Source organism: Rhodococcus sp. ACS1 (assembly GCF_002300155.1).
Classification (GTDB): domain Bacteria; phylum Actinomycetota; class Actinomycetes; order Mycobacteriales; family Mycobacteriaceae; genus Rhodococcus_F; species Rhodococcus_F koreensis.
Map to the genome: position 1 here is coordinate 607,280 of NZ_NSDZ01000002.1, position 20,508 is coordinate 627,787.

Here is a 20,508-nt window from a genome sequence, read left to right on the forward strand (position 1 = left end):
GCCCCAAGAGCACTCACTGCAAGGATCGCCAGTCGCCGCACCGGTCCCAGAGTAGATGGCATCATCTCGGACCGTGGGACGAGACACCTACGAGGCGCTCGACGACCGGCTACGGCCTGCCCAGTCCTCTGTAGGTCCAACCGGCATCGCGCCATTGTTGCGGATCGAGGCAGTTGCGTCCGTCGATGAGCACCTTCTTGCGAACCACGGCGTCCAGATCTGCGGGCTGAAGTTTCTGGAACTCAGGCCATTCGGTCAGTACCAGGACTACGTCGGCCCCTTCGCACGCATCCAACGCGGTGTCCGAGTATCCGAGTGTGGGGAACAGCGCCCGTGAGTTGTCCATGGCTTTGGGGTCGTACACGTTGACCGCGGCACCCTGAAGCTGGATCTGGCCGGCGACGTTCAGAGCCGGGGAATCACGCACATCGTCGGAGTCCGGTTTAAATGCCGCTCCCAACACCGCAACCCTTGCGCCCAAGAGGGAGCCGCATGCTTCGCGCGCGAGCTCGACCATACGGGTTCGACGACGCATGTTGATGTTGTCGACTTCGCGTAGGAAGGTGAGGGCCTGGTCTGCACCCAACTCGCCTGCCCGCGCCATGAACGCCCTGATGTCCTTCGGTAGGCAGCCGCCGCCGAAGCCAAGTCCGGCGTTGAGGAAGCGCCGACCGATGCGAGCGTCGTGGCCGATTGCGTCGGCCAGCACCGTGACGTCGGCACCGGATGCTTCACACACTTCTGCGATCGCGTTGATGAACGAGATCTTCGTAGCCAGAAACGCATTCGCCGAGGCCTTCACCAGTTCAGCCGTGGCGAGATCCGACACCAGGAACGGGATGCCCTCGTCCAGAAGCTGCGCGTACACCTCGCGTGCGACTGCCTCAGCTCGGCCGGGTCGACTGCGATCGACTCCGAGGACGAGTCGATCCGGGTGCAACGTGTCTTGGACGGCGAAGCCTTCACGCAGAAACTCGGGATTCCACGCCACCTCCACGGCATCTCCGGCGGGCGAGAGTTCGCGAGCGCGCGCACCCAACCGTTCGGCAGTTCCCACGGGGACTGTCGACTTACCGAAGATCACCGCCGGCCCGGTGAGAAGCGGTGCGAGGGTTTCGATAACCGCATCAACGAACTTGAGATCGGCAGCGAACTCCCCCTTCTTCTGGGGGGTACCGACGCCGAGGAAATGTATGTCGGCAAACTCGGCCGCCTCCTCGTAGGAGGACGTGAACCGCAGGCGTCCCGCGGCGAGGTTCCGCCGCAAGACTTCTTCGAGGCCCGGTTCGTAGAAGGGCACCTCGCCGGCTTCGAGTTTGGCGAGCTTAGCCGCGTCGACATCGACGCCGAGCACTTCATGGCCCAGTTCAGCCATGCATGCGGCATGGGTAGCACCGAGATAGCCGGTCCCGAACACTGCAATTTGAACGCCCATAATTCCTATCCCAATCTATTTGGCGCTAAACAAGAACGCCCGCGCCTCCACGACGACATTCACCCATCGATGACTACTCCGGTCGGCGCAGTAACCGGGCGGGATTGCCTGCAACAACACAGCCGTCACTGACGTCGGCCACGACGACACTGCCCGCCCCAATCACGGAACCACGACCGATCACGATGTCGCCAATGATGCAAACATTTGGTCCAATATCAACGCCGTCCGCAATGATTGGAGCACCTCTGCCTCGTTTTGACCCGATCGTCGTCGCCTGTCGGAGCGTAACGTCGGAACCAATCTTCGCCTGATTATGCACCACGAGACCCACACCGTGATGGATAGACAAGCGCGTACCTACCCTTGTACTAACTGGAATATCGATTCCAAAGAGGAATAGACCAATACTCCGGTAAAAAGCGCTAGCGGGCGCACCAACCAGGAATCGCGCAGCAGGGCTGACCGACGCCCGGCCAATTTGCGCCAACCTGAAACAAGCCAGAAGGAACTGAATATGCGGGCGCCCCTGATTCACGCTTCGATCACAGAAAACGAGAATAATTTTCGACATGAATACCATTCCTTTTTCCATCCGAGGTAACAGAACTCATCTGGACGGCGCTAACTTGCGCATCCGCCGCCCCTAAAGAAATTCCGAACAATGCCGCCAGCAAATAGCCCGCCGCGGTATAACCGAGGAGGTTGCTCTCAAAACCGTTCACCAGGGCAAACGAAACAAGACCGAATGTAAGCGTGCCAAACGTGCTGCCACGACGAGCGGACCTAATAGATCGAATTGCTAGATAAGCCACCGTACCGCATGCAAGCAAAACACCAACAACGCCGGCCTCCACAAGAACCTGCACAAAAGCGCTGTGAGGAGGACCGCCGAGAGGCTGGATAAAAAGACTAGTTGACCCCCATCCATATCCAAAAACAGGCCGCTCACGCCAGATATCAACCAATAGCCGCCAATTCTGCAGTCTCCATTCAAAAGAATCAGGTGCGAGCTTTGATGACTCGCCACCAAATTCGGAAAGGCGGTCAGATAAGCCAAAAATGGGAAATGAAACGACCAAGCAAAGTGGCACTGCTAGACACCAAACCGCTCGGAACTCCGAACTTCGATTCGGAGTCAGCGCGATCACAACCATTGCACCGATGCTTGCCGCAACGATCCCTCCCAAACTCCCGGTAAGTAGGAGAGCATACGCGTTTGCGATGAGGAACACGCTACGCCAGAACGAGGGCCCAATCACAATTAGCAGAACACCCACCACGCACCCAACACCAAAAAATGCCGCCGCAGCATTTGGATGACTAAAACTCGCCGTCAGCCGCCCACTGTAGATCGTCATATTTGGAAACCCCAGGACGAGTCCGGAGATTGCGTAGATCACAGCTGGCGCCATCATCCAGGAAATGAGTACAAAATCAGACGCACGTTTGCGCGCGACCGAGTGAGCAATGACCAAGATGCCGATAATTGAAACCAAACGAATGGTCTCTTCTAGCAACCCCGTACGGATACCGTAAATCTGAAAGGCAACAACAGACCAAACCCCAACGAAACACGACACACACCAAAGAAGTGCGACCCTGGTAAAAGAAGAATCGCTCAACAAAGACAGAACGGCACCAATAATTGCAGCCACAGCAATTCCACCGCTTACAATCGCAAGCTCATCAACTCGGTCAAACTGGGCTACACCAATATCGCACAATGAACGGCCGGCGACGAGCAGCATAAGCAATAAGCGCTTCGGGAATACCGGCAATATAACCAAAGCAACTAACGCGGATGCGGCGACAGCATAGATCATCTCATGACCTCCAGCCCGTCGAGTGGCTCCCGAAGATCCCTGATCCCAAATGGTTGATTAGCATGATCGCGCCCGCCACGCAGAAGCAATCGCGTCCGCTCGTGCTGACAAACGCCTAACAGCTGGAGGTGAAAGTTGCTGGCGCGCTAGCGCAATGATTCGATCAACCATTACTGAACCACGATCAATACACTCTGAAGTCGCCAAGCTCGGTCGACGAATCGCGTCTATACACTGGAAAGAAATTCCAAGCTGCTTAGCACTCAGATCATCGTGCGCAGCGGCGAGCAACGGTTCCACGCGTGATTCCTCTAGCCAGGAAGTCGACGCCGTCACTTGAGCATCGTGATGCCGATACAGCAAGCCAGGAATATTACCCCGATGAAGGCGGTAACCGGATGCTGCGGCACGCATCCACAGATCATAATCTTCAGAACAGACCTCCCTGTAACCCCCGAGTTCTTCAATCGCAGCCCTACGACAAACCAAGGTGGAATGCGCTACGGGGTTGTCAAGCAAGAGCCGTAAACGTAGTTCACCCGGCCCCATTCGGTTGATTCGGGTCGGCCGCACCTTAAAACGGGAGGGTCCAAGGTGAAAGACAGGAAGGAAGGAGAAATCCACACCGCGCGAGAGAACAGAGAGTTGCGTTGTAAATCGCATCGGAAGCACTATGTCGTCGGCATCCATCCGCGCAACATATTCACTCTGGGTGCATTCGATAAGAGTGTTCAAAGCACCCGCGACGCCATTTCCGGCTCCCCGCAGTACGCGTACCCTGGCGGAGGAGATTCCGTCGAGGATCTCAGGAGTCCGATCCGTACTCCCGTCATCGAGCACAACCAGTTCGGAGTCCCGCGGCATCGCCGAAAGCGTAGATCGTATTGCAGCGGAAATAAATCTTTCACCGTTTCGAACCGGAAGAATGACACTCAAGGTCGGCATATCAAGACTTTCTGACGTCGATCGATTGACGAGAACTCAGTAAGTGGGGTGCGGAGTCAAGCACGTCAGTAACGGGTGAATTAGATGCTCTATGTGCAGATACTTCAGATCGCACACTCCACCATCCGACAGCCGCGAGAGCAACTAGTGCGACCGATGCAAGGTCCAGGTCCGGATTAATTTCTCTTATTGCGACAGAACCTAAGACTATGGTCGAATTTAGACACAAAACTAGAGTTGTCTTCCTACCAATGAATCCAAAATCGGACAACTCCCGTCGATACTTCCAACCCATCATCAGCAAGACAACGCCCGCCGTCACCACAGATGTCCATGCTCCACCCTCTATCCCAACAATCGGAACCAGGGCGAAGTTTCCAATGACGCTAATACCAGCGCCAATCGACGTAAATACCCAGATCCGTCCCGTCACGCCGAGGCCCACACTAACAAAATCAACGACCACGAATTGAATACCGTTCAAAACTACAGCGAAGCTCAAGATAACGACGACCGACGCAGCACTTGAATATTCGCTCGGAAAGAGCAGAACAACTATTGTTGGGCCCACCACCCCCACAGCCGAAGAAATAAGCGATATCAGTCCCAGTTCAATTGCAAAGATCCGTGCCAGCGCCGCACGCTTGCCCTGAGATACGCCGATAGCATACTCCGGAAGAAAATATCGACATATCTCAACTATTAATGAGGATGCCGCGAATGATATTTGAGATCCCAAAGAGTAGACACCGCCGGCAGCTACCCCAGCCCTTGCCGAGATGATTATTCGGTCGGACAATGAGCCAACCCATTGGGCCAGTTTACTTGGAACCATCGGCACGCCCACCCTGATCCCATTTGCTATCAGAGCCGAACTCAAGTGTCGAAGATGTATATTTTTCCGGACGATCGGAAATCCAAATACCAATGCCACCGAAGCCGCGGCAACGTCGGCGAGCGCCCAGGCCAGTAGGCTATTTTCTATTGACAGTATGAAGCAAAGCCGACCTGTGAGCTGCGAGGATACAAATCCCAATTGAACGAGCGAAAATCGCAGCGCCATCCGCTCGATCCTGTAAAGCGCTGCGGCCGGCACAAACCCAACACAATATATTCCGATCGCCACCAATTCGATCGCAAGGACATCGCTCCCAATACCGAACATTGTGAGCCCGAACGAAAATACTGCGATCGCAAAGAATATCGAAATTGTTGCTGTTGACCAAAGAACTAATATTGCACTGGATCTCAAGCCATGCATCCGCCCGGCACCACTTGCGGTACCTGCATCGTGATAGAGAACAGTATCTTGCCCAAAGCTGACTAATACCGTACCCAGCATGAAGCCGGTTACGAGAATCATGGCCTGCCCGTACTGCGCTGGTGCCATCAAGGCCGTGAAGATGGGTAGAGTCAGAAGCGGGAGCGCTTTCTGCAACAAAGCGGGAAGGAGGAATTTGGCTACGCCCCCTCCCGGCATCGCCACTTCAAACCCTCACTTCGCGGTTAGACACCAGAGTTAGCACGACTCCCGGGCGCCTGATAGCGAACGTCAGTCCCAGGTGTAGCGTGATCGGCTTGGGGAAGTCTCTATTCGACAAGGGGCGATATCTCCTTGACAATCCAGGTCGGCATGGCGGATTGCATCCCATTCGATCCGATCTGTTTTGCGGGCGCGCCAGCTATGACTACGTCATTTCCAAAGCTACGATTCACCACCGAATTTGCGCCGACGACGCTTCGATCACCGATCGCGATATCACCGTAGGCAACAGCGCCGGGTCCGAAGTAGACTCCGTCACCCAACACCGGCGCAAACCCACGACTCTCACCGATATTGACGCCTGAGTGGATACGACAAAATCGACCAGCCCGAACCTTGTTATTCACAATGACGGAACCATAGTGCGGGATTGAGAGTCCTGGCCCAAATACACCAGGAGGGATCGATATTCCCGTTATGATTCCGACAACTTTGAGGTGGAGCTGCCGAATGACGGCCGACCGCTTGAGGTTTAATGCCCTCATGAGTTCAACGTCGCGCATTATCCGTTGGTAATACAGCCCGGGATAGATGAGTCGGTAGTGAGCGCGCCACCGTGTTCGCCCGTAAGCCCTCAAATCGGCGCGACGAAATGCGCGCCACGATCCGACGTCTGCAATTATTTCGTGGGGGGTCAGATCCTGCATACCGAAGCACCTAGACTCGCGGGCCCACCGATTCGAGAGGGTAGCGACCTTGCCCATTCGTACTGAGCAGAGAGGCCCTCTTCGATCGACACTGCCGGCGACCAATTCAATGTAGTACGGATCAATTCGGTGCTTCCACCCGTCCGATGGACATCCCCACTGACACGATCACGATACTCAATCTCGAGCGGCTTTGAGTGCAACTCTTCAATGATCTTCAGAGTTTCATTCACGGATATGCTTCCACCGCCGGCAACGTTGAATACCGCCCCAGGACGAACACCGTTACAGGTCGCTGCCCGAACATTTGCGTCGACAACATCAGTGATGAATGTGAAGTCTCGGATCTGTTCGCCGTCGCCAAACACCGGTATTGGCATGGATCCGAGGGCTGAAGTCATGAATTTTGTGAAAGCCATATCAGGACGCTGGCCTGGGCCATAAACGGTGAAATAGCGAAGCGATACCGCGGGTAGCCCGAAGTTGTGTGCATACAGGGTGCACAGGTGCTCCGCGGCTAGCTTAGACACTCCGTAGGGACTTACCGGCTTGGGGGTATGCGTCTCATCGGTCGGATACGTTAGTGCATCACCGTAAACAGACGACGAAGACGCATACACGAAACGGGATAGGTTGCCCACTTTCACTGATGCTTCGAGCAGGCGCTGCGTCGCCGCAATATTGGCATCAATATACTCCTGGAATTCGGATCCCCACGATTTGCGGACACCTGGCTGGCCTGCTTGATGGAAAACGACATCAACTGAATTTTGCAATATGGGATCTAAATCAATGCTGTTTAGATCCGCCTCGACCAGTTCGAAGGCATCGGTCGGGATGGAAGCAATGTTTATCCGTTTCAGGTCGCGCGAATAGTAGTCAGTGAATGAATCGATTCCGACAACATCCCAACCGTCGGCGACAAGCCGTCGAGCGAGGGACGAGCCAACAAACCCAGCCGCTCCAGTTACAAGTGCTTTCATCATTGCTCCATATTATTAGTATTCGAAACCATTGGATTCCGCTCTTCTGCCCGCACGATTTGGCCAATGACCTCTAGCGCACTGAACTTTGATACTTCAGCCCGTGGGTATGTCGGATCAATTCTTGTCGCGTCAATGATTCTTCTGGATATTTCTTCCGGATCTCGACTTGTCGTGAAGCCCGTAACACCCGACTTCACGAGTCCGCCAGTATCAGAACCGTGGGTTACTACGGCTGACAAGCCGGAAGCCATTGCTTCCACGAGAACCCTCGGAAAGCCCTCGTAACCAGCGTGTGATGTCATCAGAAAGACATGCGAAGTTGCCATTGCGGCACTGAGATCGCTTGGTGTCATCCTGCCAATTATCTCGACTCGTTCAGTAACGGAGTTGGGCAGCTCCGCGACATACGCTCTCAGCTCATTCTCTAGCGTCCCTCCGCCGATCATTCTTAAAGTCCAACCCCGTTTGGGGTCCAACTCGATTAGGCGCGCGAACGCGGTGAGCGCAAGCTGAGGATCCTTGGGGACCTCCATTCTCCCCACCCATATGATTGACAGATCTTTGCGCTGATGCTCGCCCGACTGTAGAATATCTGGGTCAAACCACGTGGGTGAGAATTTTGCATTTGGGTTCAACTTGCTTGCATGGTCGGCGTGCTCGGGATTAAATACAACGACGTCAGATGATGTTTTGATGAGATGACGCTCAAGGGCGCTATGCATTCTTTGACCATATCGCCACAGCGAATCAGAGTTGCCGCCCGTAAGACCGTTCTGCTGAGTGTGAACGAAATACGCGAGCAGTTTCGGGCGCAGAATAATCTTGATGGCAACAGCAACGTCCATGCGGTGAACTTGAACCGTCCTGCTACGTGGTATCTTGCGGATATTGCGTATCACTCCGGCAACCAGTCTGAGCGAATGCGGCACAATTCTGTTTTGGTTGGCAGGGTCTAGCCTTGCCACCGGAAGGAACCAGACGGTTCGTTCGCCGATCTTGTGTTCTTCCCAAGATCCGAGATCGTGGCCCCTCGACCGAATACCCGTGTCCACTCCGATCACGGCAAGAGTTCCTGCACCCGGGTAGTACTTGCAAATACCGCGAATACAAGTATCTATTCCTCCGGGCGACGGCCGAGCGGCATCAAATTGATGGACTATCAGTCGCTCGACCGATTTCGGTTCGTGTGTGGGCATCGATACTCATTCTTCTCTAGGAAAATACGACGGTGTCGATAAGTTCAGCGCAATTTGTACATTTCTTGAGCAACAATCCTTAGGAAATACGGTGCCGACAGAATGTATCTCCTTGCGAGCTTTCGTGGCTCACTTGAGAGTCTATGAAGCCACTCCAGACGTGCTTTTGCATACCATTCGGGCGCCCGTTGGAGCGTTCCGGCCGCAAATTCAATCGCTGCACCAACACAGATGACAACTCCACGGTCCATGACTTGAAATAGCTCTACACCTAGCTGTTCTTGCTTGGGGACGCCGAGCCCCACGAAGACGATGTCTGAGTCCGACTCCACGACGCGCCTGATCAAAGCGGTTCGCAACTCCGCCTCCATCAGTTCGTCATTGGGCGCTTTCTCGACGACGCCGATCCTTAGTTGCGGGTTTCTCCGACAAAGCCGTGCTGCAGCTAGCTCTGCCGAGTCGGCTCGCCCACCAACAAACGAGACCACCAACGGGAGCTCGCAGAGCTTTATCAGGAGATCGGCACCCGTAACTCGTTCGATCTCCTCGACGTCGCTGAGGAGACGGAGGGCCTCGACGACCGGCCATCCGTCTGGTGGAGAGAAGTTTGAGAGTTGGTAAGCTTGAGCTAGCGCGGGGTTATCTTTTGCCTGCCATACGTGCGCAATATTTGGCGTAACGACAATGTGTGGGCGCTGCTCGTTTGTCATATGCATTATTTGAATTATTGACTCAGCAAAAGTCACTGGCGTCGCGTGCACTCGTCCTAATGAAACCTTCTGCATATCAGTCCCCCTTTCAAATGATAGTTGTTCGACCGTGGGGAGTCTTTACTGGGAATTGAAATCAAATTCTTCGGTCGCGCTGAAAAATATTCAGCACCTTTGGCGTGATTGGTGCTCGCAATCCACTCAGGTCGAGCTATCCCGGGTGAATCAATACGCCCCATCACTCGCAGCAACTGCTCTTGCCGTTTTACCGATGATGAGCAGATCCCCCATCATCGACCAGTTCTCCACGTACGAGAGATCAAGCCGCACAGTTTCTTCCCACGACAGGTCCGAGCGCCCGCTCACCTGCCACAGTCCAGTGACACCAGGCTTCACGAGGAGGCGGCGCCTCACGGTGCCGTCGTAGGCCTCTACCTCGCGGCGCAGTGGCGGCCGCGGGCCGACCACGCTCATCTCGCGACGCAGAACGTTGATGAACTGGGGCAGCTCGTCGATGCTGAACTTGCGCATGAACCGACCCACCTTCGTCACGCGTGGGTCCTCGCGCATCTTGAACAGCACGCCGGCACCCTCGTTCATCTTCATCAGCGAGGACACCTGCTTGTCTGCGTCCACCACCATGCTGCGGAACTTCAGCATAGGGAACGGCCTGCCGTCCAAGCCCATCCGTTCGGACTTGTAGAAGACTGGGCCCTTACTGGTCAGCTTGATCGCGATCGCGACCGCCAACAGAACCGGACTGATCAGGATCAGCGCCAGTGTTGCGAATACAAAGTCGAAAGACAGCTTCGAGAACCTCTGAGCACCGTGGTACTGCGGCTTCTCCACATGGATCAGTGGGAGGCCGGCGACGGGTCGCATCGAGAGCCTGGGGCCTGACACATCCATCATCCCGGGGGCTACCACGAGGTCGACGTGGTGCGGCTCGAGCGCCCACGCCAGGTCTCGCATTCCGTCATGACCGAGGTGCTCGGTTGCCGTAACAGCCACTGTGTCTGCTCGGCAGAACTCCAGCGACTCCACCACGTCCTGCTCGTCACCGAGTACTGGAATCTCCCGCCCATTCACGGTGATCTTGTCGCCATACTTGCCCGTGTGCCCCGGGATGCACACGCCGACAACGCGGTATCCGTCAGCAGTGCCGCGGGCGAACGATTCGGCAAGATTCCGTACCGACCGCTCCCCACCGACCACAAGGACGGAGGTCTGAAACTCTCCATGCGAACGCTTGCGCGTGATCACCTGGCGCCACACCCAGCGGTTCACCATCAGGGCAATCAAGCCCACGGGGAATGCGATCGCCAGGTAGAGGCGTGCCAGGTCGAGCCTGAAAAGAAGTGCCAGGATCGCGATGAATCCGAAGAGACGCACCGTCGATACGAAGATCCGGCGGTACTCGTCGGGACCACTACCGATGACCCGGATTGTGCGGGTCCGGAAGATCACCAGCGTCACCAGCCACGCGACCACCAGCAGGGCCGAAACGAGTGTGTAGCTCAGGTCGTGGAGGGCTTGGCCCGTGGTCAGAACACCACTGTCGCCGAAGCGAATCCACTGGGCCAACGCGACAGCAGCGATCACCACCAGGGTGTCGGAGATTAGCAGACGCCGGATGTAGGCCGCCTGCCACTCTCGACGACTCCCGAGTCGTCCTGTCTCCGAAGAGACCATTGTTGCGCCCGGCGTACCCGATGCGGGGCCGAGCGGAACATCGAATGCGGTCACATTCGTTGCCTTCCACCTGAGAACCAATAAGCCGGCAAGCGCTTCTGTCTTCCGACTGTTGGCGGTGAATGACGACCGCCCCCCTGTAATGCTGCCGGGATGATGATCGCACCTTCAACCTTCTTCGTTACAACCGGAGTGGCGAGAGTCACAGCCGCGAGATCCCAACCGCGAGAACAGGTTCCTGTGCAGGTCACGGCTTTGTACACCGATTGAATGACACCGCGTACACCACACCGGGCGCCGCAGATAGGGTCTAAAGTCCTGGCGTATCGGGAAAGGTTCCGGTATTTTGCCGCGAACCCTACTCGAGGGTCAGGTCAGGATGGCGCCCTACGCGCTACCTTCAGGCGCCTACCGTTGACGGTCTGCTGTCATTTGCGTGAATGACCCTGCGGGACCGCCGCATAGGCGATCGGACTGGCCGCTCTACGATCGGCGCCGAACCATCACAATCAAAGGGAGAGTGTTCGCGTGGATAGAGACAGCATTTGGAATACCCCATGGGGAATGCTTTTCTCGTTCGGCTCGGAGCTGGTGCACGCGCTGAATTTCGGCAGCGTCAATACGTAGCGAAGAAATGCCCGCCCCCACAGCGGGGGCGGGCACAGCGAGAACTGTTTTACCGGGGTGGCATTTCAGTTCCGTTTGCAGATCGCCGTGTGCCCAACGCTCACTAACCGATTTGCGGATGGACAGGGCGCGTCAGTGGCACGATTGACCCCGTGACCAGTCGCCCGCTCGACGATGTACCCCACCGCAGTCGCCTGCGCCGTCTGCGTGCGGCGTGGCGGAGGAAGCTCGATCCGAGTGAGCAGTCGGCGGTCGTGTCGTGGGCGGCGTTCACGGCGACGTTCGCCGGGGTGCGGGCGTTGACTCACTGGATCAGGCGCGGGCACGGGCCGGCAGGTGGTGGGTTGAGTCTCCACGGCCGCCATTTCCACCATTACAACCTCGGCATCGCCGCGCTGGCCGGGGTCGGGGCCGTGGCGGTGCGGGGTTCGGAGAAGCAACGCCGCCATCCGACGGTCCCGATCTCGTACGGCGTCGGCACCGCGCTCATCGTCGACGAACTGGCGTTGCTGCTCGACCTCGAAGACGTCTACTGGGCGAAGGAGGGGCGGACGAGCGTCGACGCCGCGGTGGTCATCATCGGACTCGGCGGACTGATGACCGCGGGATTCGAGTTCTGGCCCGCCGCCCAGCGGGCGCTCACGGAGCCGACGTAGCCGGCCGCACACTGGACAACCGGGCGGTCCCCCACGGCTCGATGTCGTAGACGGGGATGCAGTCCAGGCCGCGGGCGCGTGCACGCTGCACCACCGCCGCATCCGCCGACGGGCAAGTGCCGTCGGCGACGGCCTCGGTGACGATCGCGCACACCACGTCGCCGCGGAATTCGCGGACGGGTTTCAACCCCTGCTCCACCGTCCAGTGCCGCACGGCAGCCCAGTGCGTCACTTCGGTGACGGTGGACGGGTTGCCGATGAACAACACGCTCCGCGTCGCGTTCCGTCCGCCCGACGCAGGCGATGCCTGCATCTGAATCTCCGCCTCAGTGCACCACTCGGATGCCAATTCGGCCAGGGTCGTGCTCGCAATCGTCGACATCTTCCTCATCCTGTTGCCGGCCCCCGGACAAAAATCATCCTGTCGCGGATCGGGCCTCACGACCGTCCCCCGATCGGGCCGAGAACCGGATGATTCGACTGTCCCCCGATCGACCGACGGTGACGTCACAGCGCCTGGGGGTGCGGGGTCGATCGAGACGTCGTATCATCCGAAACTGATCCACGTCGCTCAGCGGAACCGATTGAGCGACACCGACATAACGGACAACCCGGGCACTTCCGATCGAGGGATGCCACGGTCGACCGAATGTCATACACAAAGAGCACACACGACAACCGAACACTTTGCTTTCCATTTACTTACTTTTGAAAACTATGAAAGCCCAGAGGTGAAATTCCTTGGTCTCGCAGACGCAGGAACCTGCCGTCCCGAACGATGAACGCACCACGGCGCTCGACGAGCTCGGCCCGCATTACAAGTGGATTGCGTTGTCGAACACCACCCTCGGCATGCTGGTGGCCACGATCAACTCGTCCATCGTGCTGATCGCGCTCCCCGACATCTTCAAGGGCATCCATCTCAACCCGCTCGAACCCGGCAACACGAGCTACCTCCTGTGGATGATGATGGGCTTCCTCGTCGTCACCGCGGTGCTGGTCGTCAGCTTCGGACGGCTCGGCGACATGTTCGGCCGCGCCCGGATGTACAACATGGGTTTCGCCGTGTTCACGATCGCCTCGATCTTCCTGGCCGTGACGTGGTTCGACGGCTCCGAGGCCGCACTGTGGCTCATCGGGTGGCGCGTCGTCCAGGGCGTGGGCGGCGCCTTCCTGATGGCGAACTCGTCGGCAATCCTCACCGACGCCTTCCCCGCCGATCAGCGTGGGCTCGCGCTCGGCATCAACGGTGTCGCCGCGATCGCCGGATCGTTCCTCGGCCTGCTCATCGGTGGCATCCTCGCGCCGATCCACTGGAACCTGATCTTCCTGGTCTCGGTCCCGTTCGGCGTGGTCGGCACGATCTGGGCGTACCTGAAACTCCGCGACACCGGCGTCCGCCGGCACGCCGACATCGACTGGTGGGGAAACGTCACGTTCGCCATCGGATTGATCGCCGTCCTGGTCGGCATCACCTACGGCATCCAGCCGTACGGCTCCTCGTCGATGGGCTGGACCAGTCCGCTGGTGCTGTGGTGCGTCATCGGCGGTCTCGCCGTCCTCGCGGCCTTCTGCGTCATCGAGACGAGGGTCGCCAATCCCCTGTTCAACCTGCACCTGTTCCAGATCAAGTCGTTCACCTGGGGCAACATCGCCAATCTGGTCGCGTCACTCGGCCGCGGCGGACTGCAGTTCATCCTGATCATCTGGCTCCAGGGCATCTGGCTGCCGCAGCACGGCTACGACTACAGCCGCACTCCGCTGTGGGCGGGCATCTACATGCTGCCGATGACCATCGGATTCCTGATGTCGGCGCCGGTGTCCGGGGTCATCTCCGACAGGTTCGGCACCAAGTGGTTCACCAGCGTCGGCATGTTCATCACCGCGGGAACCTTCGGATTGCTGATCGCCCTGCCGGTCGATTTCGAGTACTGGGCCTTCGCCGCGATTCTGCTGATCAACGGCATCGGCATGGGCATGTTCTCCGCGCCGAACCGGGCAGAGGTGATGAACAGCCTGCCCGCCGACGCGCGCGGCGTCGGCGCGGGCATGATGACGACCTTCCAGAACGCGGCGATGGTGCTGTCGATCGGATTCTTCTTCAGCCTGATGATCGCCGGACTCAGCTCCAACCTTCCGGCAGCGATGAGCGACGGACTGATGGCGAACGGGGTGCCCGCGGCGCAGGCCACCCAGATCGCGAATCTGCCCGCCGTCGCAGTCCTGTTCGCGGCATTCCTCGGCGTCAACCCGATTCAGGAACTGCTCGGACCGAACCTGTCCGCACTCAGCGAGCAGCAGCAGGCACACCTGACCGGCCTGGACTTCTTTCCCCAGCTGATCTCGGGACCATTCGCCGACGGCCTGGCAATGGCGTTCGCGTTCGCGATCGTCGCCTGCGTGATCGGGGGAATCGCCTCACTGCTCACCGGACCGCAGAAGAACCCGACGGCCGACGAGCCGCACGAATCGGTGGGCGCGGAACTCGCCGGAATCGCCGGCGAGGCGGGAATCGGCCCGAGCGAACTCGTCGACGAGCAACCAGCGGTGCGGTGAGGTGAGGTTCGGCGGAGCCGGCCTCCGCCGGGCGCCGACCTCGTTACGCTGACACCATGCCTTCGGACCGCGGACTCAAGTTCATGAACGCCCTACACCGCGCTGTCCTGCGCATCACCGGCGGGCGAGTTGGGAAGAGCTTCGGCAAGATGCCTGCGGTGGAGTTGACCACCGTCGGCCGCAAGACCGGGAAGGTGCACAGCGTCATGCTGACCGTGCCGGTGACCGAGGGCGACACCCGAGTCGTGGTGGCCTCACGCGGCGGCGACGACCGCCACCCCGCGTGGTTCCTCAACCTGCAGGCCAACCCGGTGGTCCAGCTCTCGGTCCAGGGGCAGCCCGCGCAGTCCATGCGCGCCCGCGTGGCAACCCCCGAGGAGCGGGCCCGTCTGTGGCCGCAGGTGACCGCCGCCTACAAGGGCTACGCGGGCTACCAGAAGAAGACGGATCGCGAGATCCCTTTGGTTCTGCTCGAACCCACCGCCTGACACCGGTCACCGCCCTCAGAACACGGTTCGGTTGCAGTCCGGCGCCAGTGAGCCGGATCCGCCCTCAACCTCGACCTCACCCTTATAGATTTGCGCATTCCGGGCAGGCGAGGTTGGGAGCAACGTGAACACTGACGATGCTGCGCTGCACAGATCCGGGTTGCACAGGTCCCATACCCGGCACCTGCCGCGGCGCGGGTGGATCACCGCGGCCCTGACTCTGCTCGTCCTCACGCTTGCGCCTGCCCCGTCGGCAACGGCCGACGCGATCGTGCAACCGGTGGCCGCCGACCCGAGCGTCGTCCGCGCCTCCGACGGCATGTTCTACATGTACACCACCGCCGACGACTGGGGCGACGGCCAGGGCATGCACAACATGTCGATCTTCAAGTCCGCCGACCTCATGGACTGGATGTACCTCGGCGACGTCTTCCCCGACCGGCCTGCGTGGCATCCGGACGGCAAGCTGGCGTGGGCCCCGAACGTCCTCGAATCCGACGGCCGCTACAGCCTCTACTACTCGCTCTACGACGAGGCGAATCCCTGCATCGGCCTCGCCACCGCCGACAGTCCCACCGGACCGTGGAACGACCTCGGCCGACCCGTCTTCTGCGCCCACGACGTCGGCGTGGGCGGCACCATCGACCCGTTCGTGTGGGACGACGGGACGACGAAGACGATGTTCGTCGGCAACTTTCAGGGCGTCCACGCGATCCCGCTCAGCGCGGACGGGACCGCGGCGGCCGGCGAACCCGTCCGCGTCGCCGACGAACGCTTCGAAGGCCCCTACGTCGAATTCCACGACGGCTACTACTACCTGTTCCTCTCGGCAGGCAACTGCTGCAACGGCGCCGACACCGCCTACCGCGTCCTCGTCGGCCGGTCCGAATCACTCACCGGTCCGTACCTCGACCGGAAGGGGCAGGACCTGAACGACGGCGGCGGCGCGCTCATCCTCGCCGGCAGCGAACCGTGGGCCGGGCCGGGTCACAACACGGTGGTCTCCGACGACGCGGGCGCGGATTGGATCGTGTATCACGCCATTCCGCGCGACAACCGGGATCTGCCCAGCGGAGCCCGGCGCCGCGAGGGGATGATCGACCGGATCGTCTGGGCGAACGGCTGGCCCGAGGTCGGCGACGGTTCACCCGCGTCGACCGGGCCTGCGAACCCCGACACGGATCTGCCGGTGCGGGTCACGCTGCGCGCCGACTCCGACACGACGCTGCCCGCGGACGGCGGGACCGTCGACGCCACCATGCTCGTCGAGGCACCCGATGATCGCCCCTACACGGGCCAGGTGTGGGTGAGCGCCGTGTCGCCCGACAACCGGACCAGCGATCCGTTCTTCGGACCGATCGACGTCGACCTTCAACCCGGCGAGGTCCTCGAGGAGGCCGTCACGTACACGGTCCCGGGCGATGCTGTCGCGGGAACGTATTACGCCTACGCCTTCGCGGGCAGCTACCCCGACGAGACCGTCGAATTCGGCACGATCCACGCCGTCAAGTCCGGCGACGAGGCGAGGATCAGCCCGGTCCGCTCGGTGTCGCTGCACCTCGGCAAGCTCGCACGCTGACGGTCGGCGGTTCGGCGCCAGCCGATCCAAACAACCGATTCGGTTCCCAAATCCGATATCAACCACGGAATCAGTAACGATTTTCCTCATTTGCTATTGAAATAGTGGCGACTCCACGTCAGGATGGATCACGGTGACGTGCCTCACACGTCACCTTCGGTCAGTCCATCGACAAAGGTGCTACATGCTGCAGACAGTGTTCGAGAAGCAACAACCGAACGCCACGGTTGTCGACCATGCGCTCCGGCGCACCCGGTTGGCACCGTTCTGGATCGAGGACGTCGCCGACACCCGCACCTATCCGGCCGCCACGGCCGACGCCGCATACGACCTGGTGGTCGTCGGCGGCGGCTACACCGGACTCTGGAGCGCGCTCCTCGCCAAGCAACGCCACCCCGAACTGTCCGTCGCCCTCGTGGAGGGCGAGACGATCGGGTGGGCCGCTTCCGGCCGTAACGGCGGATTCGTCGAGGCCAGCCTCACCCACGGCAGCGAGAACGGCCGCCGACGCTGGCCGGAGGAGATCGACACCCTCGAATCGCTCGGGCTCGAGAACCTCGACGCCATCGAGAAGACGGTCCACACGCTCGGCCTGGACTGCGATTTCGAACGGAACGGCGCCATCTCGGTCGCCATCGCCGACTACCAGGCCGAGGAAGCGCTCGGCACCCCGCCGAGCGCGACGACCGCGGTGCTGGACGGGCCCGCGATGCGCGCCCAGGTGAACTCGCCGACGTATCTGGCCGGGGTGTGGGACAAGACGTCCACCGCGCTGGTGCATCCGGCCAAGCTCGCCACCGAACTCGGCCGGGTCTGCGCTGAGCACGGCGTCGAGATCCACGAACACACCAAGGTTCTCGACCTCGTCCGCTCCCGCTCGTCGTCCCGAGTGGGCGTCCGGACGGCGCGCGCGACCCTGTCGGCGGACCGAGTGATCCTGGCAACCAACGCCTTTCCGTCCCTGCTGAAGCGGTACCGGCTGCACACGGTTCCGGTGTACGACTACGTCCTCATGACCGAGCCGCTGTCCGACGCCCAGCTCGCGGAGGTGGGATGGTCTGCGCGACAGGGCATCTCCGACATGTCCAACCAGTTCCACTACTACCGGCTCACCCGGGACAACAGGATCCTCTGGGGCGGATACGACGCCATCTACCACTTCGGGCGCGGCCTGAACCACGACCTCGAAGACCGCCCCGAGTCCCACAGGAGGCTCGCGCGGCACTTCTTCACCACGTTCCCCCAGCTCGAGGGCCTCGAGTTCACGCACAGGTGGGGCGGCGTCATCGACACGTCGACGCGCTTCTGCTCGTTCTTCGGGTCCGCAGCCAAGGGCCGCATCGCCTACGCTGCCGGCTTCACCGGTCTCGGCGTCGGCGCCTCCCGCTTCGCGGCGAACGTCATGCTCGACAAGGTCGCCGGCGAGAAGACTGCCCTGACCGAGTTGGCCCTGGTGAAGGACATGCCCCTCCCCTTCCCGCCGGAGCCGTTGGCGGCAGCGGGCATCAATGCCACCCGCTGGTCGCTCGATCGCGCCGACCACAACGAAGGCCGACGGAACGTCTTCCTCAAGGCCCTCGACGCCGTCGGCCTGGGATTCGATTCGTGACCGCCGTCCACACCGACGAATCCTGGCGTTCCGGACCGCACACCGCGGCTCGAACCGCCGATCTCACCTACCACCGCCTGCCCGGCGACCAGGTCGTCGGCGAGGGAGCGCCGATGGTCGGCGAACGAATGCTCGGTGACTTCGCCGGGGTCACCGTCGGCGTGTGGGAAATCGAGCCCAGCGTCTCGTGCGACGTCGAGATCGACGAGGTGTTCGTGGTGCTCAGCGGCGACGCGACCGTGCAGTTCGAGGACGACACCCCGGATCTCGACCTCGGTCCCGGAAGTGTCGTGCGCGTGCGGGCCGGCCAGAAGACCCGGTGGATCGTGCGCGACACGCTGCGGAAGGTATTCCTCGCCGCGCCGGCCACATAGCCACGAAAACCACTGCACCCCTTAACCACACCTGCCCGGGCACTCAAACCCACAGCCACACCTCGAGGGAGTATGAATGAGCATTGCCGAACCACCCCCCTTGAAGACCCAGACCCCCGATCCGCACAGCTCCGCGAAGGGGCTCAACAGCGGCGCACTGGGATTGATCGGCAACACGGTGATCGGGCTTTCGTCCGTCGCGCCGGCCTACAGCCTCGCCGCGACGCTGGGGTACGTCGTGCTGGCGGTCGGCGAGAAGGCGCCGTCGATGTTCCTCGTCGCCTTCATTCCGATGCTGCTCACGGCGTTCGCCTATCGCGAGCTGAATCGGGACACCCCGGACTGCGGGACCTCGTTCACCTGGGGCACCAAGGCCTTCGGTCCGTGGGTGGGCTGGATGGCGGGGTGGGGGCTCGCCGTGTCCGCGATCATCGTCCTCGCCAACACGGCGGAGATCGCCGCGATCTACCTGTTCGAGGTTCTCGGGTTGCACGCGGCGGCCGAGTCGCTCGCCGCGAAGGTACTGCTGGGATGCTTTTTCATCGCGGCCATGACGTACGTCAGTTTTCGCGGCATCCTCATCAGCGAACGGCTGCAGAACGTCCTGATCGCCGTGCAGTTCGCCGTCCTCATCGGCGTCAGCGTCCTCGCGCTGTCGAAGGTGTTCGGCGGCACCGCCGGCCCGCAGGCCGTCACCCCGCAACTCGACTGGATCATCCCGACCGGTGTCTCGATGTCGAGTGCCGCGCAGGCGATCATCCTGTGCATCTTCATCTACTGGGGGTGGGACGCCTGCCTCGCCGTGGGTGAGGAGACGAAGGATTCCGAGCGGACACCCGGCCGTGCCGCGGTGCTGACGACGGTGATTCTCGTCGCCACCTACGTCCTGGTCGGCTACGCGGTCCAGTCGTTCGCCGGGTTCGGCGACACCGGGATCGGACTGAACAACCCCGAGAACGTCGACGACGTGCTGACCACCCTGGGCGGGCCGGTCGCCGGGCCGGTGGCAGCCTCGCTGCTGCTGCTGACGGTGTCGATCTCCGCGCTCTCCTCGACCCAGACCACCATCCTGCCGACGGCGCGCGGAACGCTGTCGATGGCGGTCTACGAGGCGCTGCCGAAACGGTTCGCGTCCGTGCACCCCCGATACATGACACCCGGCTTCGGAACCCTCGTCATGGGGGCGGCGGCGCTGCTGTTCTACCTGGTGCTGTCGTTCGCCAGTTCCAACGCGTTGCAGGATTCGGTGGCATCACTCGGGCTCGCGGTGGCCTTCTACTACGGCATCACCGCCTACGCCTGCGTCTGGTATTTCCGGCGGACACTGTTCGACTCGACCCGGAATCTGTTCATGCGCGGCATCTTCCCGCTGCTCGGCGCACTCTGTATGACGTGGGCCTTCGTTCAGAGCGCCGTCGACATGCTGCGTCCCGACTACGGATTCACCGCGTTCGGCCCGTTCGGTGGCGTGTTCGTTCTCGGGGTCGGAATGCTGGTCGTCGGAATCCCCCTGATGTTGCTGTGTTTCGCCACCGGAACCGGGAACTTCTTCCGCGGACGCACCCTCACCGCCGACACGGAAGTGAAGGCGCCCGAGTGATGAGCGCCGAAGCCACCGGGAAGAGGCGATAGTTTCCGA

Annotated in this window: 18 protein-coding genes; 7 read left to right on the forward strand and 11 right to left on the reverse strand. The window is 60.5% G+C overall.

What is annotated here, in order from left to right:
• Positions 1 to 109 precede the first annotated feature (109 nt).
• From CJ179_RS10035 to CJ179_RS10080, 10 genes are all read right to left on the reverse strand, one after another.
• The gene (locus tag CJ179_RS10035) at positions 110 to 1,435 is read right to left on the reverse strand and encodes a UDP-glucose/GDP-mannose dehydrogenase family protein (protein ID WP_095861327.1); all 1,326 of its coding nucleotides are present in this window, start codon (positions 1,433 to 1,435) and stop codon (positions 110 to 112) included.
• Positions 1,436 to 1,508: 73 nt separating this feature from the next.
• Positions 1,509 to 2,009: a serine O-acetyltransferase gene (locus CJ179_RS10040; RefSeq protein WP_179377550.1), complete on the reverse strand. Its 501-nt coding sequence runs from the start codon at positions 2,007 to 2,009 to the stop codon at positions 1,509 to 1,511.
• Positions 1,981 to 3,261, reverse strand: a complete 1,281-nt coding sequence (locus tag CJ179_RS10045) for an O-antigen ligase (RefSeq protein WP_095861329.1) — start codon at positions 3,259 to 3,261, stop codon at positions 1,981 to 1,983. The genes CJ179_RS10040 and CJ179_RS10045 overlap by 29 nt, the downstream gene beginning before the upstream one ends.
• A gap of 57 nt (positions 3,262 to 3,318) precedes the next feature.
• Complete coding sequence (locus CJ179_RS53970; protein ID WP_095861330.1) at positions 3,319 to 4,206, reverse strand: glycosyltransferase family 2 protein; 888 nt, start codon at positions 4,204 to 4,206, stop codon at positions 3,319 to 3,321.
• Position 4,207: 1 nt separating this feature from the next.
• Entirely contained in the window at positions 4,208 to 5,686 is a 1,479-nt protein-coding gene (locus CJ179_RS10055; protein ID WP_095861331.1) for a lipopolysaccharide biosynthesis protein, read from the reverse strand.
• 110 nt (positions 5,687 to 5,796) lie between these two features.
• Complete coding sequence (locus CJ179_RS10060) at positions 5,797 to 6,252, reverse strand: serine O-acetyltransferase (RefSeq protein WP_095861332.1); 456 nt, start codon at positions 6,250 to 6,252, stop codon at positions 5,797 to 5,799.
• A 131-nt stretch (positions 6,253 to 6,383) separates the two neighbouring features.
• Positions 6,384 to 7,382 (reverse strand): NAD-dependent epimerase/dehydratase family protein, encoded by a 999-nt coding sequence (locus CJ179_RS10065; protein WP_206015025.1) that lies wholly within the window; start codon positions 7,380 to 7,382, stop codon positions 6,384 to 6,386.
• Complete coding sequence (locus CJ179_RS10070; protein ID WP_095861333.1) at positions 7,379 to 8,578, reverse strand: glycosyltransferase family 4 protein; 1,200 nt, start codon at positions 8,576 to 8,578, stop codon at positions 7,379 to 7,381. The genes CJ179_RS10065 and CJ179_RS10070 overlap by 4 nt, the downstream gene beginning before the upstream one ends.
• 44 nt (positions 8,579 to 8,622) lie before the next feature.
• Positions 8,623 to 9,324 (reverse strand): WecB/TagA/CpsF family glycosyltransferase, encoded by a 702-nt coding sequence (locus CJ179_RS10075; RefSeq protein WP_179377551.1) that lies wholly within the window; start codon positions 9,322 to 9,324, stop codon positions 8,623 to 8,625.
• A gap of 189 nt (positions 9,325 to 9,513) precedes the next feature.
• Complete coding sequence (locus CJ179_RS10080) at positions 9,514 to 10,980, reverse strand: sugar transferase (RefSeq protein ID WP_095861447.1); 1,467 nt, start codon at positions 10,978 to 10,980, stop codon at positions 9,514 to 9,516.
• Positions 10,981 to 11,759: 779 nt separating this feature from the next.
• On the opposite strand from CJ179_RS10080, the gene CJ179_RS10085 reads away from it, so the two are divergent.
• Positions 11,760 to 12,263, forward strand: a complete 504-nt coding sequence (locus CJ179_RS10085) for a hypothetical protein (protein WP_095861335.1) — start codon at positions 11,760 to 11,762, stop codon at positions 12,261 to 12,263.
• Here the strand turns inward: CJ179_RS10085 and CJ179_RS10090 are convergent.
• A complete protein-coding gene (locus CJ179_RS10090; protein WP_095861336.1) occupies positions 12,247 to 12,645 on the reverse strand; it encodes a hypothetical protein in 399 nt (132 codons plus the stop codon). The two genes, CJ179_RS10085 and CJ179_RS10090, sit on opposite strands and share 17 nt — an antisense overlap.
• A 359-nt stretch (positions 12,646 to 13,004) precedes the next feature.
• Here CJ179_RS10090 and CJ179_RS10095 point away from each other — a divergent pair, with 359 nt between their 5' ends.
• The 6 genes from CJ179_RS10095 to CJ179_RS10120 all read left to right on the forward strand — a co-directional run bounded on the left by CJ179_RS10095 (position 13,005) and on the right by CJ179_RS10120 (position 20,469).
• The gene (locus CJ179_RS10095) at positions 13,005 to 14,819 is read left to right on the forward strand and encodes an MFS transporter (RefSeq protein ID WP_095861337.1); all 1,815 of its coding nucleotides are present in this window, start codon (positions 13,005 to 13,007) and stop codon (positions 14,817 to 14,819) included.
• 56 nt (positions 14,820 to 14,875) lie between these two features.
• Positions 14,876 to 15,307, forward strand: coding sequence for a nitroreductase/quinone reductase family protein (locus tag CJ179_RS10100; protein WP_095861338.1), 432 nt, complete (start codon positions 14,876 to 14,878; stop codon positions 15,305 to 15,307).
• A gap of 124 nt (positions 15,308 to 15,431) precedes the next feature.
• Complete coding sequence (locus CJ179_RS10105) at positions 15,432 to 16,886, forward strand: family 43 glycosylhydrolase (RefSeq protein WP_095861339.1); 1,455 nt, start codon at positions 15,432 to 15,434, stop codon at positions 16,884 to 16,886.
• Between the two features lie 184 nt (positions 16,887 to 17,070).
• A complete protein-coding gene (locus CJ179_RS10110; RefSeq protein ID WP_095861340.1) occupies positions 17,071 to 18,495 on the forward strand; it encodes an FAD-binding oxidoreductase in 1,425 nt (474 codons plus the stop codon).
• The gene (locus CJ179_RS10115) at positions 18,492 to 18,869 is read left to right on the forward strand and encodes a cupin domain-containing protein (protein WP_095861341.1); all 378 of its coding nucleotides are present in this window, start codon (positions 18,492 to 18,494) and stop codon (positions 18,867 to 18,869) included. The genes CJ179_RS10110 and CJ179_RS10115 overlap by 4 nt, the downstream gene beginning before the upstream one ends.
• 76 nt (positions 18,870 to 18,945) lie before the next feature.
• Positions 18,946 to 20,469, forward strand: a complete 1,524-nt coding sequence (locus CJ179_RS10120; protein ID WP_095861342.1) for an APC family permease — start codon at positions 18,946 to 18,948, stop codon at positions 20,467 to 20,469.
• Positions 20,470 to 20,508: the final 39 nt, after the last annotated feature.